Origin of the sequence: Leifsonia sp. McL0607 (assembly GCF_049993355.1) — a bacterium.
In the GTDB taxonomy this organism is placed as follows: Bacteria; Actinomycetota; Actinomycetes; order Actinomycetales; family Microbacteriaceae; genus Leifsonia.
In genome coordinates this window covers 427,139-452,384 of the sequence record NZ_CP188253.1, presented here as the reverse complement: position 1 = coordinate 452,384, position 25,246 = coordinate 427,139, and the positions used below count along the sequence as shown (strand labels likewise).

Annotated in this window: 26 protein-coding genes and 1 tRNA gene; 15 read left to right on the top strand and 12 right to left on the bottom strand. The window is 68.6% G+C overall.

Annotated elements, in window-relative coordinates; all coding sequences use genetic code 11:
- The first annotated feature begins 86 nt into the window (after window positions 1–86).
- Window positions 87–293, top strand: coding sequence for a cold-shock protein (locus ACPPVW_RS02130; RefSeq protein ID WP_426624910.1), 207 nt, complete (start codon window positions 87–89; stop codon window positions 291–293).
- Between the two features lie 183 nt (window positions 294–476).
- On the opposite strand, the gene ACPPVW_RS02125 is transcribed toward ACPPVW_RS02130, so the two are convergent.
- The gene (locus ACPPVW_RS02125) at window positions 477–1,559 is read right to left on the bottom strand and encodes an epoxide hydrolase family protein (protein ID WP_426624909.1); all 1,083 of its coding nucleotides are present in this window, start codon (window positions 1,557–1,559) and stop codon (window positions 477–479) included.
- 121 nt (window positions 1,560–1,680) lie between these two features.
- On the opposite strand from ACPPVW_RS02125, the gene ACPPVW_RS02120 reads away from it, so the two are divergent.
- Window positions 1,681–2,280: a DUF1992 domain-containing protein gene (locus ACPPVW_RS02120; RefSeq protein WP_426624908.1), complete on the top strand. Its 600-nt coding sequence runs from the start codon at window positions 1,681–1,683 to the stop codon at window positions 2,278–2,280.
- A 101-nt stretch (window positions 2,281–2,381) separates the two neighbouring features.
- On the opposite strand, the gene ACPPVW_RS02115 is transcribed toward ACPPVW_RS02120, so the two are convergent.
- Window positions 2,382–2,513 carry a hypothetical protein gene (locus ACPPVW_RS02115; protein WP_426624907.1) on the bottom strand — a complete coding sequence of 44 codons (132 nt, stop codon included), beginning with the start codon at window positions 2,511–2,513 and terminating at the stop codon, window positions 2,382–2,384.
- Window positions 2,514–2,637: 124 nt separating this feature from the next.
- On the opposite strand from ACPPVW_RS02115, the gene ACPPVW_RS02110 reads away from it, so the two are divergent.
- Both ACPPVW_RS02110 and ACPPVW_RS02105 read left to right on the top strand, forming a co-directional pair.
- Window positions 2,638–3,138: a DUF1269 domain-containing protein gene (locus ACPPVW_RS02110; RefSeq protein WP_426624906.1), complete on the top strand. Its 501-nt coding sequence runs from the start codon at window positions 2,638–2,640 to the stop codon at window positions 3,136–3,138.
- Between the two features lie 31 nt (window positions 3,139–3,169).
- Entirely contained in the window at window positions 3,170–3,691 is a 522-nt protein-coding gene (locus ACPPVW_RS02105) for a DUF1269 domain-containing protein (protein WP_426624905.1), read from the top strand.
- Window positions 3,692–3,789: 98 nt separating this feature from the next.
- Here the strand turns inward: ACPPVW_RS02105 and ACPPVW_RS02100 are convergent, their stop codons facing one another.
- From ACPPVW_RS02100 to ACPPVW_RS02075, 6 genes are all read right to left on the bottom strand, one after another.
- Complete coding sequence (locus ACPPVW_RS02100; RefSeq protein ID WP_426624904.1) at window positions 3,790–4,068, bottom strand: hypothetical protein; 279 nt, start codon at window positions 4,066–4,068, stop codon at window positions 3,790–3,792.
- 341 nt (window positions 4,069–4,409) lie between these two features.
- Window positions 4,410–4,736, bottom strand: coding sequence for a hypothetical protein (locus ACPPVW_RS02095; protein ID WP_426624903.1), 327 nt, complete (start codon window positions 4,734–4,736; stop codon window positions 4,410–4,412).
- A 131-nt stretch (window positions 4,737–4,867) separates the two neighbouring features.
- On the bottom strand, window positions 4,868–5,776 hold the full coding sequence (locus tag ACPPVW_RS02090) for a DsbA family protein (RefSeq protein WP_426624902.1): 909 nt from the start codon (window positions 5,774–5,776) through the stop codon (window positions 4,868–4,870).
- A gap of 184 nt (window positions 5,777–5,960) precedes the next feature.
- On the bottom strand, window positions 5,961–7,220 hold the full coding sequence (locus ACPPVW_RS02085; protein ID WP_426624901.1) for an alpha-hydroxy acid oxidase: 1,260 nt from the start codon (window positions 7,218–7,220) through the stop codon (window positions 5,961–5,963).
- A 10-nt stretch (window positions 7,221–7,230) separates the two neighbouring features.
- Window positions 7,231–7,974: a FadR/GntR family transcriptional regulator gene (locus ACPPVW_RS02080; RefSeq protein ID WP_426624900.1), complete on the bottom strand. Its 744-nt coding sequence runs from the start codon at window positions 7,972–7,974 to the stop codon at window positions 7,231–7,233.
- A gap of 103 nt (window positions 7,975–8,077) precedes the next feature.
- The gene (locus ACPPVW_RS02075) at window positions 8,078–9,523 is read right to left on the bottom strand and encodes an MDR family MFS transporter (protein ID WP_426624899.1); all 1,446 of its coding nucleotides are present in this window, start codon (window positions 9,521–9,523) and stop codon (window positions 8,078–8,080) included.
- Between the two features lie 74 nt (window positions 9,524–9,597).
- Between ACPPVW_RS02075 and ACPPVW_RS02070 the strand changes: the two genes are divergently transcribed.
- The 6 genes from ACPPVW_RS02070 (at window position 9,598) to ACPPVW_RS02045 (ending at window position 16,350) form a co-directional block, all read left to right on the top strand.
- On the top strand, window positions 9,598–10,347 hold the full coding sequence (locus tag ACPPVW_RS02070; RefSeq protein WP_426624898.1) for an ArsR/SmtB family transcription factor: 750 nt from the start codon (window positions 9,598–9,600) through the stop codon (window positions 10,345–10,347).
- Window positions 10,344–11,642, top strand: coding sequence for an MFS transporter (locus ACPPVW_RS02065; protein WP_426624897.1), 1,299 nt, complete (start codon window positions 10,344–10,346; stop codon window positions 11,640–11,642). Before ACPPVW_RS02070 ends, ACPPVW_RS02065 begins: the two co-directional genes overlap by 4 nt.
- Before the next feature lie 92 nt (window positions 11,643–11,734).
- On the top strand, window positions 11,735–15,451 hold the full coding sequence (locus tag ACPPVW_RS02060; protein ID WP_426624896.1) for an AAA family ATPase: 3,717 nt from the start codon (window positions 11,735–11,737) through the stop codon (window positions 15,449–15,451).
- A gap of 168 nt (window positions 15,452–15,619) precedes the next feature.
- Window positions 15,620–15,790 (top strand): hypothetical protein, encoded by a 171-nt coding sequence (locus ACPPVW_RS02055; RefSeq protein ID WP_426624895.1) that lies wholly within the window; start codon window positions 15,620–15,622, stop codon window positions 15,788–15,790.
- Between the two features lie 45 nt (window positions 15,791–15,835).
- Entirely contained in the window at window positions 15,836–15,991 is a 156-nt protein-coding gene (locus tag ACPPVW_RS02050) for a hypothetical protein (RefSeq protein WP_426624894.1), read from the top strand.
- Window positions 15,928–16,350, top strand: coding sequence for a type II toxin-antitoxin system PemK/MazF family toxin (locus tag ACPPVW_RS02045; protein WP_426624893.1), 423 nt, complete (start codon window positions 15,928–15,930; stop codon window positions 16,348–16,350). The genes ACPPVW_RS02050 and ACPPVW_RS02045 overlap by 64 nt, the downstream gene beginning before the upstream one ends.
- A 21-nt stretch (window positions 16,351–16,371) precedes the next feature.
- On the opposite strand, the gene mscL is transcribed toward ACPPVW_RS02045, so the two are convergent.
- From mscL to ACPPVW_RS02030, 3 genes are read right to left on the bottom strand one after another with little or no spacing between them, the layout of a single operon-like run.
- Window positions 16,372–16,809 carry a large conductance mechanosensitive channel protein MscL gene (gene mscL / locus ACPPVW_RS02040; protein ID WP_426624892.1) on the bottom strand — a complete coding sequence of 146 codons (438 nt, stop codon included), beginning with the start codon at window positions 16,807–16,809 and terminating at the stop codon, window positions 16,372–16,374.
- 43 nt (window positions 16,810–16,852) lie between these two features.
- Window positions 16,853–17,176 carry an FmdB family zinc ribbon protein gene (locus ACPPVW_RS02035; RefSeq protein WP_426624891.1) on the bottom strand — a complete coding sequence of 108 codons (324 nt, stop codon included), beginning with the start codon at window positions 17,174–17,176 and terminating at the stop codon, window positions 16,853–16,855.
- A gap of 37 nt (window positions 17,177–17,213) precedes the next feature.
- Entirely contained in the window at window positions 17,214–17,798 is a 585-nt protein-coding gene (locus tag ACPPVW_RS02030; protein WP_426624890.1) for a 5-formyltetrahydrofolate cyclo-ligase, read from the bottom strand.
- Between the two features lie 58 nt (window positions 17,799–17,856).
- On the opposite strand from ACPPVW_RS02030, the gene galU reads away from it, so the two are divergent.
- The 4 genes from galU (at window position 17,857) to ACPPVW_RS02010 (ending at window position 20,867) form a co-directional block, all read left to right on the top strand.
- On the top strand, window positions 17,857–18,804 hold the full coding sequence (gene galU, locus ACPPVW_RS02025) for a UTP--glucose-1-phosphate uridylyltransferase GalU (RefSeq protein WP_426624889.1): 948 nt from the start codon (window positions 17,857–17,859) through the stop codon (window positions 18,802–18,804).
- Window positions 18,805–18,860: 56 nt separating this feature from the next.
- The gene (locus tag ACPPVW_RS02020; RefSeq protein ID WP_426624888.1) at window positions 18,861–19,523 is read left to right on the top strand and encodes a GNAT family N-acetyltransferase; all 663 of its coding nucleotides are present in this window, start codon (window positions 18,861–18,863) and stop codon (window positions 19,521–19,523) included.
- A 71-nt stretch (window positions 19,524–19,594) separates the two neighbouring features.
- Entirely contained in the window at window positions 19,595–20,734 is a 1,140-nt protein-coding gene (locus tag ACPPVW_RS02015; RefSeq protein ID WP_426624887.1) for a hypothetical protein, read from the top strand.
- 57 nt (window positions 20,735–20,791) lie between these two features.
- Window positions 20,792–20,867 (top strand) — tRNA-Ala (locus ACPPVW_RS02010).
- Between the two features lie 105 nt (window positions 20,868–20,972).
- Here the strand turns inward: ACPPVW_RS02010 and ACPPVW_RS02005 are convergent.
- Window positions 20,973–22,073 (bottom strand): IS1249 family transposase, encoded by a 1,101-nt coding sequence (locus ACPPVW_RS02005; RefSeq protein WP_426626234.1) that lies wholly within the window; start codon window positions 22,071–22,073, stop codon window positions 20,973–20,975.
- 223 nt (window positions 22,074–22,296) lie between these two features.
- Here ACPPVW_RS02005 and ACPPVW_RS02000 point away from each other — a divergent pair, with 223 nt between their 5' ends.
- The gene (locus tag ACPPVW_RS02000) at window positions 22,297–25,212 is read left to right on the top strand and encodes a BNR-4 repeat-containing protein (protein WP_426624886.1); all 2,916 of its coding nucleotides are present in this window, start codon (window positions 22,297–22,299) and stop codon (window positions 25,210–25,212) included.
- The last annotated feature ends 34 nt before the right edge of the window (window positions 25,213–25,246 follow it).

The window sequence follows — 25,246 nt, the reverse complement described above, 5'->3', positions numbered from 1 at the left end:
CCGATGAATGCTAACAAGGAGTCAGAGAGTAGCCTGGCTGTGCCGGCCGTTCTGAGCGGACGGTGAAGACAACGAAGGAAGACACGATGGCTACAGGCACCGTCAAATGGTTCAACGCGGAGAAAGGGTACGGGTTCATCGCCCCGGATGACGGCAGTGCCGACGTCTTCGCCCACTTCAGCGAGATCGAGTCGCAGGGAGGCTACCGCTCCCTCGACGAGAACCAGAAGGTCGAATACGACCTGACACAGGGTCCGAAGGGGATGCAAGCCTCCAACATCCGCGCCCTCTGAGAGCGGAGGTCGGGCGCCCGTCACGGCTCAAGCCGGGCGGCGCCCGACCAACCTGACGGGTCGGGCACCACCCACCGGGAACGCAGTACTGCCGTCCGCCATGCGGTCCGGCCTGCCATCCGGTTGCTTAGTGCACACACTATTCGGACGTCGACTGTTGTCAACCGGTCGGGCGCGCCGATGTCAGCGCACGGCCTCCTCGAGAGCGAGGATCGCCGACGCTATCGCGGCCGGGTTCTCCCACGCGGTGAAGTGGCCGCCGTGCTGCAGCCGCTCAAAGGAGCGGATGTCCGAATAGCTCTTCTCGGCGAGCGAGCGCGGGTACGCGCCCTCGTGGGTCTGGATGAGGATGCTCGACGGCACCTCGATGGTGGGATGGAGGTCGTCGCTGGCAGGCGCCTCGCTGTACGCGCGGAAGCTCGTGCCGATCGACCGCGTGACCCAGTAGACCGATACGTTCGTCAGGATGTCGTCCGGATCGAACGACGCCAGGCCGTCGCCGTCGCTCCAGGCGGCCACCTTCTCGGCGATCCAGGCGAGGAGGCCACTCGGCGAGTCGATCAGGGCCGCCGCCAGCGTGTCGGGTCGTGTGCCCTGCTGGTGGGCGTAGCCGGACTCGGCCGAAGAACCCACAGACGCGAGGAACGCGCGCTCGGCATCGTCCAACTCGATGCCTGGGCGGCTCCGCGCCGAGAACGAGGCGTGGCTCGCGACAATGCCGGCGGCGGCAGGATGCGCTCCGGCAAGCCAGTCGCTCACGCCTGCGCCCACGTCCTCGCCGTAGGTCAGGTAGCGGTCATAGCCGAGTTCGGTCGTCATCAGGGCGTCCCAACGATCAGCCACGGCCTCCGACGAGAAGGCGGTCGGGAGCACGCTCGAAAACCCGTAGCCAGGCAGCGACGGGACGACGACGTCGAGCTCGCCGCCGAGGGCGTCGACCAGCGGGAGCATCGACGCGAACGAGTACGGCCAGCCGTGCGTGACCACGATCGGGAGCCTCCCGGTCGCACGGCCGCGGGCGACCACCGCGTGCACCTGGCAACCGTCGATCGTGACGCGCACCTGCTCGAAGCGGTTGAGCAGGCGTTCGGCCTCCTGCCAGTCGTAGCCGTCGCGCCAGCGATCCACCAAGGCGCCCAGCACTTCGGGCGGGATGCCGTTGGACCAGTCGGGGCCCGGGGTCTTCTCGGGCAGAACCGTCGCCGCGAGCCGGCGGTGGAGGTCGTCGAGGACGTCGATGGGCACGTCGATGCGGAAGGGCTGCATGCGCCGAACGCTACGCCCGGACGCCGACATGCGGCCAGTGCGTCGAGAGACGGTCGAGGGGCACTCAGGGGCGCTCACGTGCCCCCCGGCGGACTGCGCAGGTTCGACGTACGCTGGAGGCATGGCCGACGAGAGCCTGCGACCCCTGCCGGATGCGCGGCTCGACGCCGCGCGCTATCGCCTGAACCGCGACGCTCGGGCGCGCGGGGAGGAGGTCGAAGAGACCAACACCGGCCAGCCGACGATGGATCAGCGCGCCCACGTCATCGAGAACGCGATCCAGCAGGCGATCCGCCGCGGCGACTTCGACGACCTCCCCGGTGCGGGCAAACCGTTGCCGGGGCTGAGCGGCACGCACGACCCCGACTGGTGGATCCGGCGCAAGATCGAGCGCGAGCAGCTCACCGGGCTGGGGCCGCCCGCGCTCACCCTCCGCACCGAGCACACCGAGCTCGACGCGATGCTCGACCGGCTCGGCTCGGAGCGCGCCGTGCGCGAGCACCTCGCCGACTTCAACCGGCGTGTCGTCGACGCCCGCCGACAGCTGCAGGGCGGCCCGCCCGTCGTGACCCCGACGCGCGACATCGACGCGGAGGTCGAGCGCTGGGCCGAGCGCCGCGAGACGCGACTGCGCGAGGCGGAGGCCGCACGACGCGCGGAGGCCGATACGCTGGCGGCGCTCACCCGCCGCGAGCGACGACGGCGGCGCAAGGGACGCTGACGCGGCTCACGACGTTCTGCAACCCTCTATCGCCGAGGGGCATGTTAACGCCCCTAAAAATGACGCGGGTTCTAGCGGTGGTTGTGCCCACCAGCACCTTCTCATAACGCACCGAATTCGGGTCGCCCCACATACTCGGCCGGGTAGAGCGCGCGGGTGAACTCGTCGCTCAGGCGCAGCAACTCCTCGACCTCGGGCCGTCGGGGCGGTTCGGGGCGGATCGCGGTCGGCATGCCCCGATGCTATCCGCGCCGTGCGTCCGGGATGTACGCCGGCTACATAATTTGTATGGCAAAGTGGACTGAGAAATACTAGTTTCCTTTGCTCAAATTTCAGTGGGCACGGTTGGAGAGAGACATGAGCAAGAAGTTACCCCACAGTCAGATCCTCGCTGCCTCCTTCAGCGTTCCCAACGGCGCATCGCGCGCCGCTGACGCGGTCAGCGCCGCATTCGGGAAGAAGCAGCTCGGCAACACCGCCGTCCTCACGGTGCGCCCGGACGGGGCGGTGAAGTTCACCGAGACCAAGGACTGGGGCGCGGGCAAGGGCGCGCTGGTCGGTGGCGCCATCGGCCTGCTGGCAGGAAACCGGCCGTTCGTCGGCGCTGCCGTTGGCGCGCTGGCGTCGAAGCTGCGCGATTCCGGCTTCAAAGACGAAGAGCTGAGGCAGCTCGGCGAATCCCTTGCCCCGAACGAGTCCGCCATCGTCTTCGAGATCACGGTCGATGCCCTTCAAGAGGCTGCGGCCATCCTCGCGTCGCTGAACGCGAAGGCCACCGTCACGGCGCCTATCGACTCCAGCGTCGCCGGCCTGTTTGCCACGCTGTCCACCTCAGAACTCGACAACGAGACGGCCTGACCGGCCACCCACCCCAACAGATCGGAGAGAAATGACAATCTCGAACAACCAGCCCCGGAGCCGCCAGCTGCTCGCCGCATCCTTCGGCGCGCCCGACCTCGCCTCTCGCGCCGCCATGGCCGTTTCGGGAGCGTATCCGGAGAAGATCGGCAACACGGCGGTCCTCCGCGTGTTGCCGGACGGAAAGCCGAAGTTCACCGAATCGAAGGACTGGGGCGCCGGCCGCGGATCGCTGCTCGGCGGCGCCATCGGACTGATCGGCGGTCCCATCGGCGTCTTGGCCGGTGCGGGGATCGGCGCTTTGGCCTCGAAGCTTCGCGACGCCGGCTTCCCCGACGACCAGCTGAAGCAGCTCGGCGAATCCCTCGCGCCGAACGAGTCCGCTGTCGTCTTCGAGATCGCGAGCGACGCCATCGAGGGCGCAACGGCGTTGCTCACGCCGCTGGGCGCGAAGCGCATCGTCACCGAGGCCATCGATTCCCGTGTCGCCGACCTCTTCGCCACGTTGCCTGCTCCTGAGGCCGAGATCGAGGCCGCGGGCGAGCCTGTCTGATCGCCTCCCGCAGGCGGGGCTCCGGGAGGGGATCGCACACGTGGATCGCCACCCGGGGCCCAGGCTGCCGAGGCCGCCCCGGTCAGCTGCGCGCCGGCTCAACGTCCTCCGGCGGCGAGCCGCATCAGGTCGGAGCGGAGGTCGATGTCGAGTTCGGCGTCTGGGTTGTATCCGGCTCTCCACCACTGGGAGGGGAAGTTGAACGTCCGAGCCAGCACGGCATTCGCTCCAGGCAAAGCGGCGGGAGCTGGGTCGACGTTGAGCGAATACTGGTGGTTGGCCATCCAGGAGAACGTGTAGTTGGCATTGTTGACGAGAACTCCGCCGATTGGCGAGATGACCCACTGCGACGGAAATCGGTTGGCGACCACCACCATCGAGGAGTCGCCGTGCCAAGAGGCGCCCGTGAGGGTTCGTCCTGGACATGATCGTGTACGTGCCATTGCTTTGACGAACGAACTGCCACTGGGCACGAGGGTCCGTCGAGGCATCTCCGGTGACGACTGCGAGCAGCGTATAAGAGACCCGCTTAACGAACCCATCACCGATTCTCAGAACGTGGTAGCCATAAGGCAAACGTTGGGGGAACTGGTGGCCGTTTCGCGGCGTTCTCGTCGGTCATCGATGAAACCCGCATGGACTCCCTCCTCGGCCTTGCGAGACGGCCACCAGCACCATGCTCGCTACGCCACAGAGTCGGGAGACACACCCTAGATCCTCAGAGGCCCTCCTCATCCAGATCGTCCTGGGTCAGGATGCCGTCGTCGGGGTTGCCTTCCGGATCGTGCTCATCGTAGTCGGGCTCCGCTTCGCGAGCCTGGCCTCCGGTCGGGCCGTCGTTGCCATCGCCCGGCCCGTTCCACACGGTCTCACCGGCGACGCTATCGGTGGTCACGAGCTCGTCGGCGAAGTCGGCCTCTGCGATCGGGTCGTCCAGCGCGTAGTCGACCTCGCCGTCGCGGGCGTCGACCCAGCCGGCGGTGTCTCCAGCGTCCGAGTCGCCGATGGCCGGGTCGTCGGCGCCATCCTCGGGGATGCGGTCCATGCTCGTCTCCTCACATCGGTTCGCGCCGACCGTACACCCGTCGTACGCCGCCAGAAAACGATCGGTCCCAACACGACGCGACGGCGCAGGGCCGACGGAGTGTTGGGACCGATCGATCGTGTGGAGGCGGGTCAGCTCGCCTTGGGGAAGGTGTAGGTGCCGCTCGAGCCGGCGTCCTTGACGGACGCCTGGACGAACGCGGCGAACTGGTTCGCGTCGGTGAAGCCGCCCTGGTAGCGCTGGCCGTTGACGAACACCGTCGGGGTTCCGAAGCTGCCCGTCTGCGGGTTCTTGAGCTGCGAGTTCGACACGGCCTCGTTGGTCCGGTTGGCGACGAACTTGGCGAACGTCTGGTCGTTCACACACTTCGTGATCGCCGACGAGCTCACGCCTGCGCTCTTGAACAGCTCCAGCATCTTGGCGTTCGTGAGGCCCGAACCGGTCTGCTCGTCGGGCTGGTTGGCGAACAGTGCGCTGTTGACGTCGAAGAACTTGTCGGGGTCGTAATCGGCCACGCACGACGCGGCTGCAGCAGCCCGGGTCGAGTACTGGTTGTTCGTGCTGGAGTCGAGGATGGCGATCGGGTGGATCTCGAGCGTCGCCGAGCCGTCCGACATCCACTTCTTCATCTGGTCGGAGTTCGTCGTCTCGAACTGGTCGCAGTAGGGGCACTGATAGTCGAGCCAGATCTGGATGTGCGCGGTCTTGCCGTCGAGCGTCTGCTTCGTCGGAGTCGGCTTGGCGCCCTGGGCGATCGCCGGGGTGGTGACGGCTTTGTCGGACTGCGAGAGCAGGATTCCGCCGCTCAGCATGTTCTTGGGGTTGGCGACGCTGTCGGACGCGCTCACGCTGGTGAAGATCACGACGCCGACGATGGTGAGCACGGCGATGATGCCGACGATCACCGAGCTCTGCACGATGATCTTGCGACGTTTGGCCTTCTTGGCGGCCTCCTCGCGGATCTTCCGCGCTGTCTCGCGCGCCTCGGCGCGGCGGTCGTTCTTCGTGGGGGTGGTAGCGCCTCTGCCCGTAGCAGCCATTCAGGTCATTCCGTTTCCGAAGGTGGACAAGTCTCCACGACAAGCGTATGGGTCTTTTCCTTTGGATGCGCTGTGGCGCGACTGCGTAACGCGCGGGAGGCGAAATCCAGCTGGCAGGACACGCCGCCTCCCGTCAGGTGGAGGCGGCGTGTCCTGCCAGCTGGATGCCGCGGGAGGGGGTGCGTCAGACGCGCGCGGGCGCGACCGCGGCGTCGCCGACGGGCAGCAGACGGCGCAGCTGCGTGACGTGTGCGGGCGTGAGGTCGGCCAGGGTCGGCACCTCCAGCAGCTTCATCGTGCGGACGACCTGGTCGCCGAGGATCTGGATGGTGCGGTCGACGCCGGCGCGGCCTCCCGCCATCAGCCCGTAGAGGTAGGCACGGCCGATCAGCGTGAACTTCGCGCCGAGTGCGTACGCGGCGACGATGTCGGCGCCGTCCATGATCCCGGTGTCGATCGCGACCTCCGTGCGGTCGCCCACGGCCTCCACGACCTTCGGCAGCAGGTGGAAGGGAATCGGCGCGCGGTCGAGCTGGCGGCCGCCGTGGTTGGAGAGCACGATGCCGTCGACGCCGAGGTCGACGAGCGTGCGCGAGTCCTCGACGTTCTGGACGCCCTTGACGACGATCTTGCCTGGCCACATGCTCCGGATGATGTCGAGGTCGGCGAAGCTGATCGACGGGTCCATCGCGGAGTCCAGGAGCTCGCCCACGGTGCCCCCGGTCGACGACAGCGACGCGAACTCCAGCTTGGGCGTGGTGAGGAAGTCGTACCACCACCACGGCCGGGGGATCGCGTTGATCACCGTTTTGAGCGTGAGCTGCGGCGGGATCGAGAAGCCGTTGCGCTTGTCGCGCAGCCGCGCGCCGGCGACCGGGGTGTCGACGGTGAAGAACAGTGTGTCGAAGCCGTTGGCGGCGGCACGGCGGACGAGTTCGTAGGAGATCTCGCGGTCGCGCATCACGTACAGCTGGAACCAGTTGCGACCCGTCGGGTTGGCCGTCTTGACGCCCTCGATGGAGGTCGTGCCGAGCGTCGACAGGGTGAACGGGATGCCCGCGGCGCCCGCTGCACCGGCTCCGGCGACCTCGCCCTCCGTCTGCATCAACCGGGTGAAGCCGGTCGGCGCGATCCCGAATGGCATCGCGGAGGGGCCGCCCCAGATCTCGCACGAGGTGTCGACGGTGGAGACGTCGCGCAGGATCGACGGGTGGAACTCGATGTCCTGGAACGCCTGCCGAGCGCGGGCGAGCGAGAGCTCGCCCTCGGCGGCGCCCTCCGTGTAATCGAAGGCGGCCTTCGGTGTCCGGCGCTTCGCGATCGTGCGCAGGTCTTCGATGGTGAGAGCCGCGCTCAGGCGGCGCTTCTTCGCGTCGAGCTCCGGCTTCTTGAACGACAGGAGCTCGAACAGCTCGGCGGGCTTCGGGAGTTGGCGGGTGACCATGTTCGTGTGCCTAACGTGCGTCGGTGGACGGGGACAGGGCGGTGACAGTCGGGGCCGCGGGCGCGGCATCGCGGTGGTAGCCGCTGATGTGGTCGTGGATGCGGGTGCGGGCGACCGTGGAGTCGCCTGCGGCGATGGCGGCCATCACCGCGCGGTGCTCGGCGCGCAGTCGCGCGGCCATGGCCTCCCAGTCGGGGAGGCGCGCGGCGCCGGCGAGGACGTAGCCCTCGATCGAACTGCGGAGGCCCGCCATCATGGTCGCGACGACGGTGTTGCCCGCCGCGCCGGCGAGCGAGAGGTGGAACTGAGCGTCGAGCGCGAGGAACTCGGCGGCGGTCAGCGCGGGGTCGTCCATGGCGTCGAGGAGCTGCCGTGCCTCGCCGAGGTCGACGTCCGCCCCGCGTTCGGCCAGCTCGCCGGCGACGGAGGACTCCAGCAGCAGACGCGTGCTCACCACGTCGGCGACCGGGAAGCCGCTCGCAGCGACCTGCAAGCGCATGAGGGCCTGCATCCCGCCGAGCGGCCGGGCGATGATGATGGCGCCGGAGCTCGGTCCCGATCCGGTCTGCGTGCGGATCAGGCCCATCGCCTCCAGGACGCGCACCGCCTCGCGCACGCTGGAGCGTGCGACTCCGAGCTCGGCGGCGAGGGTGCGTTCGGGCGGCAGGTGGTCGCCCGGCCGCAGGCGGCCGTCGACGAGGCGCTCCTCGATGCGGGCGAGCACGTTCTCCCACGCCTTCGGCTCGGTGCTCACCGCCCCTGCCCTCCTCGCGTTGCGTCGGACCATGTGGTCAGACCACATGGTCCGACCACACTGTACCACGCCCCTTCCGACCAGCCGATCGCTGGTGGAGGGGTCAGTCCGCGGCGGCGGGGGCGCGGCCGAGCTCCACGTCCTCCACGCGGGAGCGTGGCATGGCGAGGCCGGCCACGATCGTAAGCGCAGCCACGACCGCGACGGAGGCGAACACGGCGGTGGAGGCGCTCTGCACGGCAGCGGGGGAGTGCGCTCCGCCTGCGGTCGACAGGACGATCGCGTTCGCGATCGCGCCGAACACCGCGACGCCCACTGCGCTGCCGATCGAGCGGGCGAACATGTTGGTTCCGGTGACGACGCCGCGCTCGCTCCACGCCACGCTCGACTGCGCAGCGATCAGCGTCGGTGTGGCGACCAGCCCCATCCCGAGCCCGACGATGAAGCAGCTCACCGCGACGAACAGGACGCTCGGCGTCACGCTGGTGGCCGCCAGGGCGATCGTGCCGAGGATGGCGATGCTCGTGCCGAGCAAAGCCGTGTTGCGGAAGCCGATCCGCAAATAGAAGCGTCCCGAGATGCTCGCCGCGATCGGCCAGCCGAGCGTGAGTGCGGCGACAGCGAGACCCGCGACGAGGGGCGGCACGCCGATCGTCGACTCCAGGTAGGTCGGTACGTACGAGGTGAGCCCGATCAGGATGGCGCCGATGCCGAGCGAGACGAGCGTGGTCGTGAGCAGCAGCCTCCGGGAGAACACCCACAGCGGAAGCACCGGCTCCGCCGCCCTCCGTTCCACGAGCGCGAACGCGACGAGCAGGAGGCCGCCGAGCGCGAACGCGCCCACGCTCCACACCGAGTTCCAGGCCCAGGCCTGGCCGCCCTCCAGCACCGCGAGGATGAGCAGCGACATCCCGGCGGTGAGCAGTGCGGACCCGGCGTAGTCGATGCGGTGCCGCTTGCACTCGATGCTCTCGTGGAACGCGCGGATCAGCATCCACGCGGCCAGGATGCAGAGCGGCACGTTGACGAAGAAGATCCACCGCCACGACAGGAACTGCGAGAACAGCCCGCCGAGCGTCGGCCCGACCACCGAGGAGATCGCCCAGACGCTCGCAAGGTACCCCTGGGTCTTGGCGCGCTCGGCGACGGTGTAGATGTCGCCGGCGATCGTCATCGACATGGGCTGGATGGCCCCGGCGCCGAGTCCCTGCAGCGCCCGGAACGCGATCAGGGCGGGCATGCTCCAGGCGAACCCGCACAGGATCGAGCCGAGGAAGAACAGGCCGATGCCCGCCAAAACGATCGGCTTGCGGCCGACGGTGTCGGAGAGCTTCGCATACACGGGCACCGAGACCGCCTGAGCCAGGAGGTAGATCGAGAACAGCCACGGGAACTGCGCGAAGCCGCCCAGATCGCTCACGATGGAGGGCACGGCCGTCGCGAGGATCGTCGCATCGATGGCGACGAGTCCAGTCGTCAGCATCAGGGCGATCAGGATGGGGCCACGCTCGGAGCGGAAACCGACGCTCGCTCGGGTGATCTCGTTCATCTGTGTGAACAACCGGTGGAGGTCCGATTCATTCCCGCTTGACGTGAAAGAGTTCGTGGCGCACAATCTGAAACATGTCTTTCACATCGGGAGGCCGCCCGGAGGACCGGCGCACGGTCACCGACCCGCGCGCTCTGCGCGCCCTCGCGCACCCGCTCCGGCTCGCGCTGCTCGACCACCTGATGTCGTTCGGTGCGCGCACGGCCAGCGAGTGCGCCGATGCCGTGGGCTCGACGCCGTCGAACTGCAGCTACCATCTGCGCGCGCTCGCCCGCTTTGGCCTGGTCGAGCGGGTGGAGGCCGAGGACGGCCGGGAGCGGCCGTGGCAGTCGACGGCCACCGGCCTCCAACTCGGTCGCGGCGACGACCCGGGCGCGGTGGAGCTCAGGGGCAACGCGGAGCGATGCCGCGACCCCAGCGCCGAGGGAGCCTGCGACCGAGGGTCAAGGCTCGGCGTCGACGCCGTCGAGCGCTTCTTCGCCGACCACCAGATCGACGAGGAGGCCGCGCGGCTGCACCGCGCGATCGCCCTGCGCGACAGCGTGCCGCCGGTCTGGCGCGAGTCGAGCATCCTCTCGGGCTACGCCCTGCGCATCAGCCCGGGCGAACTGCGCGAGCTCGGGGAGCGGCTGGACGCTCTGATCCGTCCGTACATCGCGCTCACGCGCACCGCGGCACCCGGCGACAGTGCCGTGGTGGCGCTGAACCTCAACGCCTTCCTGCATCCCGACGCGGAGTTGCCGAACACGTCAGACGAGGACGCGCCCGACACGGACACACCAGACGCGGAGGCACCATCCGACGCGGAGGTCGAGGAGCCGTGAACCGCTCACCTCTCCTCCGGCGCGACTACGCGCTGATCTGGACGGCCGGCTTGGTCTCCGACACCGGCGACTGGCTGCTGATGATCGCCCTCCCCTTGTTCGCGTTCTCGGCGACAGGTTCGGCGCTGGGCGCCTCGGCCGTGTTCCTGGCCGAGCTGATCCCGATGCTGCTCGCCGGCACCTTTCTCGGCGTGCTCGTCGACCGCTGGGATCCGCGGCGCACGATGATCGTCGTCGCCCTGATCCAGGGAGTCGCGCTCCTGCCGCTGCTCGCCGCCGGCCCCGACCGCATGGGGATCGTGTACGCGGTGGCTGCGGTGCAGGCGTGCCTCGGCGCGCTGATCAACCCGGCCAGGCAGTCGATGGTGCCACGGCTGCTTCAGCCGGACGAGCTCGGTCGCGGCAACGCCCTCCTCGCCATCGCCGACAACCTCGCCCGGCTCGTCGGCTCGCCGCTCGGCGGGCTCGCGTTCGCCGTGGGCGGGCTGCCCGGCGTGGTGATCGTGGACGCCGTGAGCTTCGGCGTGACGGCGCTGCTCGTCGCCTTGACCCGACCGCTGCCGTCGCCGGCCGCCGCCCCCGACGCGGAGTCTGCACCCACCGCCGAACGACGCCTGCTGCGCGAGTGGGCCGAGGGCATCGTCACTGTCGTCCGCAGCCGCGAACTGCGGACGATCGCGTCGATCGCCGTGCTGGGCAGCATCGCGCAGGGCGTGTTCCTCGCCCTCTTCATCGTGTACGTCACCCGGGAGTTGGGCGCGAACGACACGGAGGTCGGCCTGCTGCGCGGCGTCCAGGCGATCGGCGGAGTGCTCGGGGGCCTGCTGACCGGGAGGCTGATCCGCCGATTCGCCCCGCGCTGGCTGATCGGTGGAGGCTACCTGGTGTTCGGCGCGCTCTCGCTGCTGACCTGGAACCTCGCACCGGTCACGACCGCCGTGTGGGTCTACGCCGGCCTGTTCATCGCGATGGGCCTCCCGGCCGTGGCGACCTCGACCGGCGAGATCACGCTCGTGCAGACGGTCACTCCGCGGGCGACGCTCGGACGGGTGATCGCGGCCGTGACGACCCTCTCGGGCGCGGCTCAGGGCGTCGGGCTCCTGGTCGCCGGCCTCATCGCCGAATCGGTCGGCACGGTGCGCGTCCTCGACGCGCAGGCGTCGCTCTATCTGCTCTGCGGCGTGCTCGCCCTGGTGTTCCTCGGGGCCGCGAGAGCGAAGGGCCGCCAGGCGCCGGAGGACGCGAACATCGGGGTGACCGATTCGGCAGCCGACGTCGGGGGACCCGCGAGTTGACGCGAAACCCGCGCAGATTGCCAGACGTTTCACGTTGAGGCACGTAGGGTGTCGGTGTGTGGCGACTGGATAGGAAGAGTGAGGACGACGAGATGACGTCCGACATGCCAGAGGGCGACGCACTGCACCCGGCGTCCAACTCGACCGCCCCGCACGCCTTGAGCCTCGGTGACCCCGGACTCGTCGCCGGCAACATCGCCGACCACGTGTGGGCTCGCTGGCGCGAGGAGATCGCGGCGATCGGCGGCGAGTCGCCCCTGCTCCACTTCGAGGACAGCCCGCGCACCCGCATCGAACTCAGCACAACGCACCCCGGCGGCCTCCCGCAATTCATCACCGGCCAGAGCACGCTGCTCTCCAGCCTCATCCGCGACGAGCTCGCGCTGCGCACGGCCCGTGCGGCGGCGAACGCCATCACCGCCAAGGGAATCGAGCTGCGCTCCGTGCGCGGAATCGAGTCCATCCACCTGGCGATCGGCCTCGCGCAATGGCGGCACGGCGTCGACGAATTCCTGGCGCCGATCCTGCTCCGGCCGCTCGCCATCCGCCGCTACGGGCGCGACTTCGAGGTGAAGCTCAAGGGCCAGCCGTTCCTGAACCCGGAGCTGGCTCGTGCGCTGTCCGAGCAGTTCCAGATCACGCTCGACGCCGATGCTTTCGTCGCTCTCGCTCTCGACAACGGGGCGTTCAAGCCGCAGCCGGTAATCGACCGGCTCCGCGGGCTCACCTCCCACCTGCCGTGGTTCAATGTGCAGTCGCGCCTCGTGGTCTCTTCGTTCATCGATGTGGCGCCGGCGCTGCGGGCGGAGGCCGAACATCTCGACACGCCGCTGCTCGACGCTCTCGCGGGCAATCCCACGGCACGCACCGCGATCGAGAGCGCCTTCAGCCCGGCCGACCCCATCCGTCAGGATGAGCGTCCGCCTGCCACAGACTCCCTCCTGCTCGACGCCGACGAAGAGCAGGAGAACGTCGTCGCGCAGATCTCGGCTGGCAACTCGATCGTCGTGAAGACCCTCCCCGGCACCGGAGGCACGCAGACGGTCGTCAACGCCGTCGGTGCGCTCGTCGCGCAGCACAAGCGCGTGCTCGTGGTCGGGCCGCGGCGTTCCAGCCTCGACGACATCGCCCAGCGTTTCGCGAAGGTCGGGCTTCCCGGCGTCGCGGTCACGCCACGCAGCCTCCGCCGCGACCTCGTCCAGTCGATCGGCCGCAACGAGAAGGCCGAGCAGCCCCGCGTCACCGATGTGGACGACGCCCTCGTGCGGCTCCGCAAGGTGCTGCTCGACTATCGCGCAGCTCTGGCCCGCCGCGACCCCGTGCTGCACGTCTCCGTGCTCGACGCGCTGCGCGAACTCTCGCGCCTCGCGCTGCTGCCGACCCCGCCTGCGACCACCGCACGGCTGAGCCGGGCCTCCATCGAAGCGCTCGCCTCGGGACGGGATGCCGCCGCCGACGCCCTGATCCGGGCCGCCCGCCTGGGCGAGTTCCGGTACGGCCCGCACGACTCGCCCTGGTACGGCGCGTCGTTCGCGACGACCGAAGAGGGCAAGGCCGCTCACGACCTCGCCAAGAAGCTCAGCCGCGCCGAACTGCCGCGACTCATCGAGCGTGCCAAGGCCCTCATCGGCCAGACGCGGATGCGGCCGTTCGAGTCGATCGCCGAGCTCGGCGTCTACCTGCGCCTGCTGCTCGACGTGCGCGAGACGCTCGACCGCTTCACGCCCGCCGTCTTCGACCGCTCGATCTCCGAGCTCATCGCGGCGACCTCCTCTCGCCGCGAGTCGCCGACGATGTCCGGGACCAACCGGCGGCGGCTGCGCAAGCTCGCCCTGGAGTACGTGCGCCCCGGTGTGCACGTGACCGACCTGAACGAGAGCCTGCGTCGCATCCAGCAGCAGCGCATCCTCTGGAATCGCTTCGCCGTCGCGGGTGTCGTCCCGGAGGTGCCCGTGGGCATCGCCGACGTGCAGGTGGCGTACCAGCGCGTCGCGGAGGACCTCGCTCGTCTCGACATCCCGCTGCGCCGCACCGGCACGCCGCAGTCGCTCGCCGCGTTGCCGATCGAGGAGCTGACGCGTCAGGTCGCGGGCCTCGCCGCCGAGTCGGAGGTGCTCGCCAACCTTCAGGAGCGCACCGCACTACTCGGGCAGCTGCGTGAGCGCGAACTCGACCCGCTGCTGTCCGACCTGTCGGTGCGCCACGTGCCGGAGACGCAGGTCAGCGCCGAGCTCGAGCTCGCCTGGTGGCAGTCCGTGCTGGAGGCCCTTCTCGCTGCCGACCGTGCCCTGCTGAGCGCCAACACGAGCGTGCTCGACCGTTTGGAGGCCGACTTCCGGCTGGTAGACGAGGCGCACGCGTCCGCGACGGGCGAGCAGCTCGCGTGGATGCTCGCCGAGACCTGGAAGATCGGTGTCGTCGACTGGCCGGACGAGGCCAAAGCCCTCAAGAAGCTGCTCACGACGACCATGCCGACCGCTGCCTCGCTGAACGCCGCCGCGCCGCACCTCGCGCGGCCGCTCGCTCCGGTCTGGCTCGTCTCGCCCTACGAGGTGCCCGCGATCGACGCCGAGGTCGCATTCGACGCGGTCGTGCTGATCGACGCCGGCGCCTCCAGCCTGGCCGAGAGCGTCCCGGCGCTCCGGCGTGCGCGCCAGGTCGTCGCCTTCGGCGACCCGGTCACTCAGACGCCTTCGCGCTTCGACACCGGCGTGCACGAGTACGGCTCGACGGTCGAGCCAGTGGACGTCGACGCCCTCCACGCCGACTCGGCGCTCGCGCGGCTGTCGGAGCTGCTGCCCGTCTACACGCTCGTGCGCAGCTACCGCGCGGGGGGCGAAGGCCTCGCTGAGTTGGTCAACCGGCGCTTCTACGGCGGCAAGATCGACTCGCTGCCGTGGGCAGGGACCTACCTCGGGCACGGCAGCCTCGCCCTCCACTACGTCACCGGCGGTCAGGGCATGCCCGACAGCGACACCGGTGCGGTGGAGAGCACCGACGCCGAGGTGGCCAAGGTCGTCGAGCTCGTCCTCCGGCACGCCACCGAGCGTCCGCGCGAGTCGCTCATGGTGATCACCGCCAGCGAGCGTCACGCGGTGCGTGTCAACCAGGCCGTGCTGTCCGCGTTCGCCAAGCGCACCGAGCTCGCGGACTTCATCCTGGGCGATCGACCGGAGCCGTTCACGGTGGTGACACTGGAGCAGTCGGTCGGTCAGAGCCGCGACCGCGTGATCTTCTCGATCGGGTACGGACGCACGCCGCATGGCCGGCTGCTGTCGAACTTCGGCGCCCTCGCCGAGCCGGGAGGCGACCGCCTCCTCGCGGTCGGCATGACGCGCGCCCGCCGGGGCATGGACATCGTCTCGTGCTTCCGCCCCGACGACATCGACGAATCGCGCATGCGGCACGGCATCGCCGCGCTCGCCCAGGTGCTGGGGGAGGCCGACCAGCTGCAGGCCGCCGTGCCCGAGTACCTCAGCCCGGACGCGGACCCGATGATCGTCGACCTGGCCAAGCGCCTGGCCCGTCGGGGCCTGGACGTGCAGGTCGGCTACCGCGGCAAGCTCACGCTGGTCGCGTCGAACGAGGGCCGCGCCGTGGTGGTCGAGACCGACGACGACGTGAACAGGGGTAGCCTCCGCGAGTCGCTGCGGCTGCGCCCCGACGTGCTGCGCCGCCTCGGCTGGCACTATCTCCGGGTGCACAGCTTCGAGCTGTTCGCCGACCCGGACGCCGTCGCCGGCCGCATCGCGCGCCTCATCGGCGTCTCGGAGGCCAACACCGAGACGGCGCCGATCACGCTCCCGTAGACCTGAGCGCTGCGCATTCGCGCTGAATGTGCCCGCTGGTCCGCGGTAGCGCCACATTCGCGGGGAATGTGCCCCGCTGGTTCGCGGTGACCCGACATTCGCGCGGAATGTGCCCACTGGTTCGGGGTAGCGCCACATTCGCGCGGAATGTGCGCCTACCCTGGAGGGGTGAACGACCAGCAACACAGCGAGCAACCCGCGCGCAGGCCGCGTCGGGTGCGACGGGAGGGTGTACCAGACGCCGATCCGGCGCCGCGCGTGCCGGAGCGCGACCGTGAGGAGGGCTCGTGGTCGTCGAACGACGAGCAGCTGCGACGGGACGTGCCTCCGCACTACTGACGCCTCGACGACGATCTGCTGTACCTGGACAAGATCGCGGCCGACATGAAGGGCAACCGATCCGCCGCCATTCACAAGCTTCTCCGCGTCCAGCGCGAGCTCGATGCCGAGAATGCGTACGCTCAGGCATTCGACGAATGGGAGGACTCGGGCGAGCAGGCGATCTGGGACGGGACCGCCGGCGACGGGCTCTCCGACTGAGGCGCGGTGACGTCATCGAAGTCCTGCTGGATCCGGTCATCGACGGCGAGGCCGGCACGCTGCGCCCCTGCGTCGTCGTCAGCTCAGAAGGGATGAACGCAGCGGTCACAAAGCGGTCGCGCGGTGTCGTCACGTGCGTGCCGATGACCTCGAACGTCTCGAACGTTCACATCGACTTCCAAGTCGAGGTCGCCGATCCGGACGATCTCGCCCAGATGGGGCTGCGGGTCCCCTCAAAGATTCAGGCGGAGCGGGTGCGCTCCATCGGGTTTCCGCGGATCACGCGATCACTGGGCGTGACGCCCGGCTGGGTCATGCGCCGGCTTGACGAGGCGCTTCGGTTCCATCTCTCGCTGTAGCGGCGCCTGGCGCCCAGTCGGCTACGGAAGCGGGTCGGAGTGCCTGCCGGCAGCGGCGGGGGGCGACTGCTGCGCCTGCAGGAGGTCGCGGATCTCGCTGAGCAGAACGAGCTCGGTGACCGGCGCGTCGGGCTCGACGACTCCCTTCTTGCGCAGGCGCTCGGCGTGCTCCTTCGCCTTGTTGATCGGGAAGACGAAGACGAAGTACACGACGACGGCGACGACGAGGAAACTGATGATCGCGCCGAGTACGGCGCCGAACTTGAACACGGAGTCACCCACCGTGACGACGAGCGCGTTGTCCAGGCTCTTCGCCTGGAAGAACAGGCCGATGAGCGGATTGAAGACGTTCGTCACGATCGACGTGACGACAGCCGTGAACGCTGCGCCGATGACCACGGCGACAGCCAGGTCGATCACGTTCCCGCGGAGGATGAACTCCCTGAAGCCTTTGAGCAAGACCGATCCTTTCGCCAGGTAGGTGGAACGGGAGGTGCTGGTGTCAGCTTGCGGAGCTCGAGGAGGAGGACGAGGACGACGCCGAGCCGGACGACGCATCGCCGGATGACGACGAAGACGACGACGTTCCGGAGTCAGGCGAGGACGACGACGAGGTCGAACCCGACGACGAACCTCCCGACTTCGCACCACCGCGCGAGTCGGTCCGATAGAACCCGGAGCCGTTGAAGGTCACGCCGACGGTGCCGAACACCTTGCGCAGGATGCCGCCGCAGTTCGGGCAGACGGTGAGCGCGTCGTCGGTGAAGGCTTGGTGGATGTCGAAGGCGTGGCCGCAGTCGCGGCACGAGTAAGAGTAGGTGGGCATGGTCTTCCGTGTTGTTCGGGCGCGTTCGTGGTGCCGCTCAGGTGAACTGGACGATGCGGGTCGGCGTGACCGCGCCGTCGACGGGCTGGTCGTGCCGCTCCCGCGGGACGTCGTTCACGAGTTCGCCGTCGAAGACGACGGCGTACACCGGGGGACATTTTTCCATGCTGCCGAGCGTCTTGTCGAAATAGCCGCGTCCCCAGCCCATGCGCATGCCGGTCGCGTCGACGGCCGCGGCGGGGACCACGATGAGGTCGACGTCATTGATGGCGATCGGCCCGAGCAGCTCACCGACGGCCTCCGGCATGCCGAAGAGTCCCTCGGTCTCGGTCTCGCCGTCACCGCTGGTCCAGTCGAGGAGGCCGTCCTCGCGCGAGACCGGCAGCAGCACGCGGACGCCCTGTCCGACCGCCCAGTTGACGAACGGACGCGTGTCGGGCTCGATGGTGGTCGGGAGGTAACAGGCGACTGCGCGCGCGGACAGATCCGTTGCGAGATCGATCAAGTTGCGGGTGATTCCGGCGGTCGCGGCCTGCCGTTCCGTGCTGGTGAGGTTCTGCCGCCGCTCCCGGAGCTCGGCGCGGAGTGCGCGCTTGCGATGGGCGGCGGTGTCCGTGTCCATGACTCAATCCTAGGAGGTCCAGCAGGGGCGGCCGGGAAAATGCCGATACTGTAGCGGCATGGCAACTCACGTGACGAAGGCAGTGATCCCCGCGGCAGGCTTGGGCACTCGGTTCCTTCCGGCGACCAAGGCGATGCCGAAGGAGATGCTGCCGGTGGTCGACAAGCCGGCGATCCAGTACGTCGTCGAAGAAGCGGTCAGCGCGGGGCTCAACGACGTCCTGATGATCACGGGGCGCAACAAGAACGCGCTCGAGAACCACTTCGACCGCAACGCGGAGCTCGAACACACGCTCGAGAAGAAGGGCGACACCGACCGCCTCGAGAAGGTCAACTACTCGACGTCGCTCGCCGACATCCACTACGTGCGCCAAGGCGACCCGAAGGGCCTCGGCCACGCGGTGCTGCGGGCCAAGGCGCATGTCGGCCGTGAGCCGTTCGCCGTGCTCCTGGGCGACGACATCATCGACTCCCGCGACGACCTCCTCCAACACATGCTCGACGTGCAGCGGAAGTACAACGCCACCGTTGTCGCGCTGATGGAGGTGCCGAGCGAGTCCATCCACCTCTACGGGGCTGCCGCGATCGAAGAGACCGGTGACGATGACGTGGTGCGCATCACAGGTCTCGTCGAGAAGCCGGACGCCGCGCACGCGCCGTCGAACTACGCCATCATCGGCCGCTACGTTCTGCGCCCGGAGGTGTTCGACGTGCTCGAGCGCACCGAGCCGGGCCGCGGAGGGGAGATCCAGCTGACCGACGCCCTGCAGTCGATGGCCGAGGCCCCCGACTGGACCGGCGGCGTCTACGGCGTGGTCTTCCGCGGCCGCCGCTACGACACCGGTGATCGCCTCGACTACATCAAGGCGATCATTCAGCTGGCGGTCGACCGCGAAGATCTCGGCCCCGAACTGCGGCCGTGGCTGCGCGAGTTCGCTGCAGGCCTCGACGACGAACCGCGCGAGATCCTCGAAGAGATGCCCACGGAAACGACTGACGCACCCTAGGGCGTTTACCGCTACGGTCGTATCTGCGGCGAAGGTCGTCGCAGAAGGAGGATGCCGTGGCGTTCGTCATCCCCACGCTGAGCGAGGGGCGCGTCGGGCTGCGACCGATCCGCCTGAGGGACGCGCGCGCGCTCGAGCGCTCCCTGATCGATAACCGCACCTGGCTGCGGCAGTGGGAGGCGACGAGCCCGTACGCACCGGGGGCGTTCGACACGCGCGCGAGCATCCGTTCCCTGCTCGCGAACGCGCGGGCGGGCCACGGCCTTCCGTTCGTCGTCGAGTACAATGGGCGTCTGGCCGGGCAGCTCAATGTCTCGTCCGTGACCTACGGTTCGCTGTCGAGCGCGACCATCGGCTACTGGATCGCCGAGGAGTTCGCGGGGCGCAACATCACGCCGACCGCGGTGGCCCTCGCGACGGACTACTGCTTCTACCACCTGGGCCTGCACCGCATGGAGATCTGCATCCGGCCCGAGAACGGCCCCAGCCTCCGCGTCGTCGAGAAGCTCGGCTTCCGCTATGAGGGCTTGCGGCGCCGGTACATCCACATCAACGGCGACTGGCGCGACCACTACTGCTTCGGGCTGGTGTCCGAGGAACTGCAGCAGGGCGTGCTGCGCCGCTGGCTCGACGGCGAAGCACCGGCGGAGGCCGCGACGGTGACGGCGGAGGACCGCGCGGCTGCCGCGATCCCGCTACCGGTCGCCCGGCGACGCTGAGAGTCCTCTCCATCGGTGACACACCCGGGCGCTGACCGGGGCGCCGAGCCGTCGACCCCTACCGTAGAGGCATGAATGGGGATGTGATGGGCGGTGGGGTGGTTGTCGCCATCGCGGCCGTCCTCTGGCTGGCCTATCTCGTCCCGGTGTGGCTGCGTCGCCGCGAGTACCTGGCGACGGAGCGCAACGCCGTTCGGCTGCAGCAGACGCTGCGCATCCTGGCCGAGACGAGTGAGCTTCCGGACGAGGTCCGCGTAGAGGCGACCGCGAAGACGGTCGCGGAGCAGCAGCGGATCCTCCGCAAGGCGGAGGAGCGCCGTCTGGCGACCGCGCGGGCCGAGGCGGCGGCGCACGCGCGCCGCGAGCAGGCCATCGCCGAGGAGCGCAGGCACGCGGCCGAGGAGGCCGAGCGCGCCGCCGCCGAGGCGATCGCGCTGGAGCGGGCATCGCGTGCGGCTGCGGCCCAGCGGGCGCGCGCCCTCGCGGTCGCCAGCGCACACCCGGTGCTGTCAGCGCAGCGCCGCCGTCGCCTCCGCCGTTCGCGTGCGCTCTGCACGATGCTGCTGGTCGCGAGCCTCGCCGGCCTCGCCATCGGGGCGGCCCTGCTGCTTTCCGCCGGCGCGTGGCTGCTCTCCGCCGTCTCCGGAGCGGTCGCTCTCGCAGCGCTGGGGATGCTCAGCAGGCTGTCGCGGTCCGCTCGCGCCACCGCAGCGCCCGTCCCGTTCGTGCCGGCCGCTCCGGCCTCACCCGACCTCTACGACCACGCGAAGCACGACCTCCCGGTGCAGGAGGCGCTGCGTCAGAGCTGGACCCCGCGCCCGCTGCCGAAGCCGCTGCACCTGTCGCCGGGGACGGTCGCCGCTGCAGCGATGGCGTCGGTGGATGCCGCGGCCGAGCTGCGCCGCGCGGCCGCCCGCGCCGACTTCGAGCGCAAGGCCACGGCTGCGACGGAGGCCGCGCCGGTGGCGCCCGCGCCGGTGGCGCCCGCGCCGGTGGCGCCCGCGCCGGTCCGGCTGCGCCCGGTCGCTCCGAGTGCGCCAGCCGCCGCGGGCGCGCCGCGGGAGGTCGAGTCAGCGCCGGCTGTGGCTCATCCCGTAGCCGTCGAGGAGACCGTGCCGAACCTCTACTCGGCGATGGGGATCGTGGGCTCCGTCGACGACGGGGCACTCGACCTCGACGCCGTCCTCCGTCGTCGCCGAGCGGCCAGCTGAACCACTTTCGATTTCGGATCGGTACGGCGAGGGTGCTAGGCTTTCTAAGCAGTTCCCGGGGCTATGGCGCAGTTGGTAGCGCGCTTCGTTCGCATCGAAGAGGTCAGGAGTTCGAATCTCCTTAGCTCCACCACAGTAAGCAAGGACCGCCAGAGATGGCGGTCCTTGTTTCGTTAACGGGCTGTCTCTTCCCCCCGGGGCGGCTTATAGGCCAAAAAGTGTGGATGGGTTGGGCGTGTTATTTGTGTCCGGCCCAGCCTGATCTGAGCCATAGGCGTTCGCCAGCGTCGAGGCTGGTGTCGTAGAGGGCTGGCCCGTCTGGTTTTTCAGCGACGGGTCGGGGCTGTGGCGAGGCTGGTGGGTCGGCGTATTCGTGGGCGGATTCGATGGGGACTTCTTTCAGCAGCAGGAACCACTCGACGGCGCGGCGGCGGTGCTCGATGGTCATGCCGCGGTGGTGGCGCAGTAGGTGCCGTATCTGCGCGTTGACGCCGCCTTCGAGCGGGGACGTCGTGTGTGGGTTGCCGTGTTCGAGGAACGTGAACTCGTGGCCGGCCTCGGCGGCTTGGTGCAGGACGCCCCACGCCTTGCGGAGCCGGTGGTGGGTGAATCCGAACTGTCCGTTGTCGTAGAGCGTGCGCTCTTTGGTGAGGTGTCCGAACTGCTGCCACCAGGCCTCCAGCATCAGTCTCCACTCGATCGCGGCGTCGACGTCGTGGACGCTGCTGAGGCGCATCGCGATCTGGCGCAGCGCGCGCCCAGCCTTCAGCCGCGGATTCCTGGTCAGCTCGCGGGTGACGTTCATCGGCAGGTGGAAGATGCATCGCTGCACTGCGGTGTCGGGCCAGGCCCTTGCCAGTGCCGAGCGGATGCCGGTGCCGCCGTCGGTGACGATGACCTTGGGCGGCGGGACCTGGTCGAAGAGGGCCTCCCACGCGGCGGTGGACTCGCCGGCGGACCACTGCCAGGAGATCACGCGCCCGGTGCTGCTGAGCGCGATCAGCAGGCACCAGGATCCGATCCTGATCCCGTCGACTAGGACGGCGTCGTGGATCTCGCCGGTGACCGGCATGCGGGGTCGCAGATGCCAGCACCACGCTGTCTCGTGCCGGAACGAGCGGCCCGTGCCGCCTCCCGCGTCGGCTTGCGTGCTCGTCCCGGTCAGCCAGATCAGGAACCGGCGTAGCTGCTGGCGGCGGGCTACGTCCGGCCGGCGCCTGGTCGAGGACGCGCCGCACACACGGCAGCGCCAGCGCTGCGTGCCCGCAGTCGTTCGCCCGTTCTTCACGAGCGGGGCACCACATACCAGGCACGAGGCCAAGTTCGACGAAAGATCCACGACCACGGGTCGCCGACCATAACGATCCCCGTTTCACCCCGTGATCACGCGGCCAGATCACTCACCCATCCACACTTTCTTGCCGATAACCCGTCTCCACGCATCCAGTAATGTGTAACAGTGGACATATAGGTATAAGAGTGTTAACTCCTGAAATTAAAAGTATGTCAACTGGAAGGCATTTCACGTGTTGAAGAGATTGCGCCCACGCGCATGGAGACCGGTGGTCGGTGCGCTCGGCGTTGTGGCGCTGATCGCGGGCTTGGGCCTGCCGTCCGAGCCCGCACAGGCAGTAGCGAACGGGGGGACGGGTACGTCGAACTCGGCGTTCACCGAACCGGAGCGCTCGGCCACTGCTTCTGACAGTTTTCGCCGCGCCGACGCGAACTCGCTCGGCTCCCCGTGGAAGACGGTCCTGGCGAACTGGGAGCTCAAGGACAACTCGGCAGTGCCCGACCCGAAAGGGCAGGACGCCATGGCGATCAACCACAGCGTCGAGCTCGGTAGCTCGTTCGTGGTGAGCACGGAGATCACGGCATCGACGGACGTCAACGGCCGTTGGGCGGGCTTGGTCTTCAACGCGAGCTCCGACGCGACAGATCGCTTCGACTTTCGGGTGACCACGGGCCCGGCGAAAGACTGGATGATCCTGCGGCGCACCCTGGGCGAGCCGGGGGCGGACATCGTCGCCATGGGAAAGCTGAAGACCGCTCTCGTCAAGGGCGATTCGTACATCATGAGCGTCGATCGGAGTCTGACCTCCGCATCGGTGAGCTTCGCCACGAAGGCGGAGCCGGGTGCGAACCTGGTCATCGGTGGCGATTCGATCAGGATGCCGTACGCACATTCGGGGCTGCCGACCTCCACGCAGCCGCGCGTCGGCGGTTACGCTGGGCTCTTGTCCAATGTCGGGGCTGCGACCTTCCGTGACTTCTCGGTTCGCTCGACCACCGACACCCCATCGGGCCTGACCGACTGGTTCGCTGCCGGAACGGACCTCAGCAACACGTGGAAGCGTGTCGGCTCCAAGGGATGGAAGTCCACGCCCGACGGCACGGTCGTCCCCGAAGCGGTGCCGGGTCGAACGGAGTACGTTCTCGAGCAGGAGCATGTCGATCTCAGCGGATCGAGCTTCTCGTTCGCTGCCGATATGACGATCCCGGCCTGGGACAACAACGACATGCTGTACAGCGGTCTGGCCTTCCACGAGTCCATCCCGCCGGCGAATGCCGACGGTGCGCAGTTGCAGATGTACCGGTTCATGGCCACGCCGTTCCGCAAGACATCGGTCAAGTGGGCCCTCCAGAAGGTGGTCGGCGATATCCCGCAAACCGTTCTCGAGGGCTACTTCACTCCGTCGAAGAGCAACTCCTACACTGTGCGTGTGGATTCGCCGACACCGGGGACGTTCGACCTCGACATCACCGACCGGGACACGGGCAAGTCGGTCACCACGATCTTGAACACACCGGTACCGACGACCTGGACCGACCCCGCTCCGCTTCGCGGCGGCATGGCTGCGCTCTACAGCTTCTCGGGCACCGGTGAGTTCGACAATGTGTCGCTCGTCTCTGCCCACAGTCTGGGCGTGCCGGAAGTGGTGTCCAGCACCCTCCTGCCGGTGAAGACCCTCGGTCACTCGATCACTGGCCAGTCGGTGCTGACCGACGGCAACACGCAGTACGTCGCTTTCTACGACACGAAGCGCTACCTCTCGGTCGCGTCGCGTACCCTCAACGGCTCCGCGCCCGCGTGCGCCAACGGCACGCTCATAAGCGGCTGGTGCATCTTCCGGTCCGACCACCGCGTGAACGACGACCAGCACAACTACGTGACGATGCAACTCGACGGGCAGAAGCAGCTTCACGTCATGGGCAATCTGAAGGTCGGCAGGATCGTCGTCGAGCAGAACGTCACCCCGAACGACAAGGGCGAGCTCCCGAGCTTCGGCGCCGACGGCCTCGGCGAGCAGGGCGCCTACCTGCGGACCTCGACGGCCGGCGACGTCTCGAGCTTGGGCGCCTTGCCGTTCAGCGTTCCGGGCATCGATATCTCCGCCATGACGTACCCCGAGTTCTTCACGGTCGGCGACACACTCGTCCTCCGGTTCCGGCAGGGCAAGGAGACCTTCCTTGCGCAGTACGACAGCGCCGCCAAGGGGTGGGTCTCCCTGTTGGGTGGGAGCACGCCGTTGTTCGCGACGGACAGCACGCGCCGGGCGTATCCGACCGAGTTCGTCGCCCACACGGTGAATGGCAAGACCACTTACGGCATGGCGTGGTCGTGGGACGGCTATCTGGACGAGAACGGCCAGGAGGGGGAGCGTGGTTTCGGCAGTCGCTCGACCTTCTCCTACGCGCAGAGCACCGACCTGAAGACCTGGACCACAGCCAACGGGACGCCGCTTTCGGTGCCCCTGACGTACGAGCAGACGGTGACGGTTCCGGGGCTGTCCATCGATCCTGATGCGGGGATCAAGCAGGGGATCACGCAGCCTTCGCTGGCCCTGAATGGGTTGGGGCACCCGGTGGTCACTTACACGAGGGCGACGACGGGGGCGAACCCGACGATGCAGGCGTTCGCGACGACGTTCCGCCCTGGTGCCAAGGGAAATGCCGACGGAACCTGGAAGGTCACCCAGCTCACCAGCGGCAACCAGAACATCATCCCCGACAACGTGTCCGACTCGCGGGCGCCGTGGAATCTGCAGGCCATCTGGGCGGCGGCGCCGTACGGTGCGAACCAGCCGACCTGGATGTTCATGACTTACGTGTACATGACGGGCTTCGGGCGTGTGATCATCGACACTTCCACCGGTGAGATCGTCGCCGATCTTCCGGGCGCCACCTCGAACAGCCCCGGGGTACCGCCCGGCGACGTGTCGAACTTCGCTCGGGACTTGGGCGCCCCGAAGACGGACGGGACGCGGGCGGTTCTGTTCTGGCCGAGCTGGCCGGCGGTGCAGAACGACAACCCGAAGAACCCGGAGGGTGGTGACGCGTACTGCGACAAGCCGTTGACCGCATCCGCGCCGAACTGCGATCTTGCAGGGCTCAAGAAGTTCGAGAAGGTTCCCCGGTATGTCTCGAAAGAGTCGTACCACCCGACTGACATGTATGTGTTGACCACACGGCGGTAGGGGCAGTCGTTCGCGAGCGGTGCCGGCGGTAATC

Coding starts and splice junctions, on each gene's coding strand:
- ACPPVW_RS02015 (WP_426624887.1), top strand. CDS start 19,595: ATGAATGGGGATGTGATGGGCGGTGGGGTGGTTGTCGCCATCGCGGCC.
- ACPPVW_RS02100 (WP_426624904.1), bottom strand. CDS start 4,068: ATGGTGGTGGTCGCCAACCGATTTCCGTCGCAGTGGGTCATCTCGCCA.
- ACPPVW_RS02050 (WP_426624894.1), top strand. CDS start 15,836: ATGAAGGGCAACCGATCCGCCGCCATTCACAAGCTTCTCCGCGTCCAG.
- ACPPVW_RS02125 (WP_426624909.1), bottom strand. CDS start 1,559: ATGCAGCCCTTCCGCATCGACGTGCCCATCGACGTCCTCGACGACCTC.
- ACPPVW_RS02120 (WP_426624908.1), top strand. CDS start 1,681: ATGGCCGACGAGAGCCTGCGACCCCTGCCGGATGCGCGGCTCGACGCC.
- ACPPVW_RS02035 (WP_426624891.1), bottom strand. CDS start 17,176: ATGCCCACCTACTCTTACTCGTGCCGCGACTGCGGCCACGCCTTCGAC.
- ACPPVW_RS02110 (WP_426624906.1), top strand. CDS start 2,638: ATGAGCAAGAAGTTACCCCACAGTCAGATCCTCGCTGCCTCCTTCAGC.
- ACPPVW_RS02060 (WP_426624896.1), top strand. CDS start 11,735: ATGACGTCCGACATGCCAGAGGGCGACGCACTGCACCCGGCGTCCAAC.
- ACPPVW_RS02105 (WP_426624905.1), top strand. CDS start 3,170: ATGACAATCTCGAACAACCAGCCCCGGAGCCGCCAGCTGCTCGCCGCA.
- galU (WP_426624889.1), top strand. CDS start 17,857: ATGGCAACTCACGTGACGAAGGCAGTGATCCCCGCGGCAGGCTTGGGC.
- ACPPVW_RS02095 (WP_426624903.1), bottom strand. CDS start 4,736: ATGGACCGCATCCCCGAGGATGGCGCCGACGACCCGGCCATCGGCGAC.
- ACPPVW_RS02030 (WP_426624890.1), bottom strand. CDS start 17,798: ATGGACACGGACACCGCCGCCCATCGCAAGCGCGCACTCCGCGCCGAG.
- ACPPVW_RS02075 (WP_426624899.1), bottom strand. CDS start 9,523: ATGAACGAGATCACCCGAGCGAGCGTCGGTTTCCGCTCCGAGCGTGGC.
- ACPPVW_RS02070 (WP_426624898.1), top strand. CDS start 9,598: ATGTCTTTCACATCGGGAGGCCGCCCGGAGGACCGGCGCACGGTCACC.
- ACPPVW_RS02130 (WP_426624910.1), top strand. CDS start 87: ATGGCTACAGGCACCGTCAAATGGTTCAACGCGGAGAAAGGGTACGGG.
- ACPPVW_RS02045 (WP_426624893.1), top strand. CDS start 15,928: ATGGGAGGACTCGGGCGAGCAGGCGATCTGGGACGGGACCGCCGGCGA.
- ACPPVW_RS02115 (WP_426624907.1), bottom strand. CDS start 2,513: ATGCCGACCGCGATCCGCCCCGAACCGCCCCGACGGCCCGAGGTCGAG.
- ACPPVW_RS02085 (WP_426624901.1), bottom strand. CDS start 7,220: ATGGTCACCCGCCAACTCCCGAAGCCCGCCGAGCTGTTCGAGCTCCTG.
- ACPPVW_RS02090 (WP_426624902.1), bottom strand. CDS start 5,776: ATGGCTGCTACGGGCAGAGGCGCTACCACCCCCACGAAGAACGACCGC.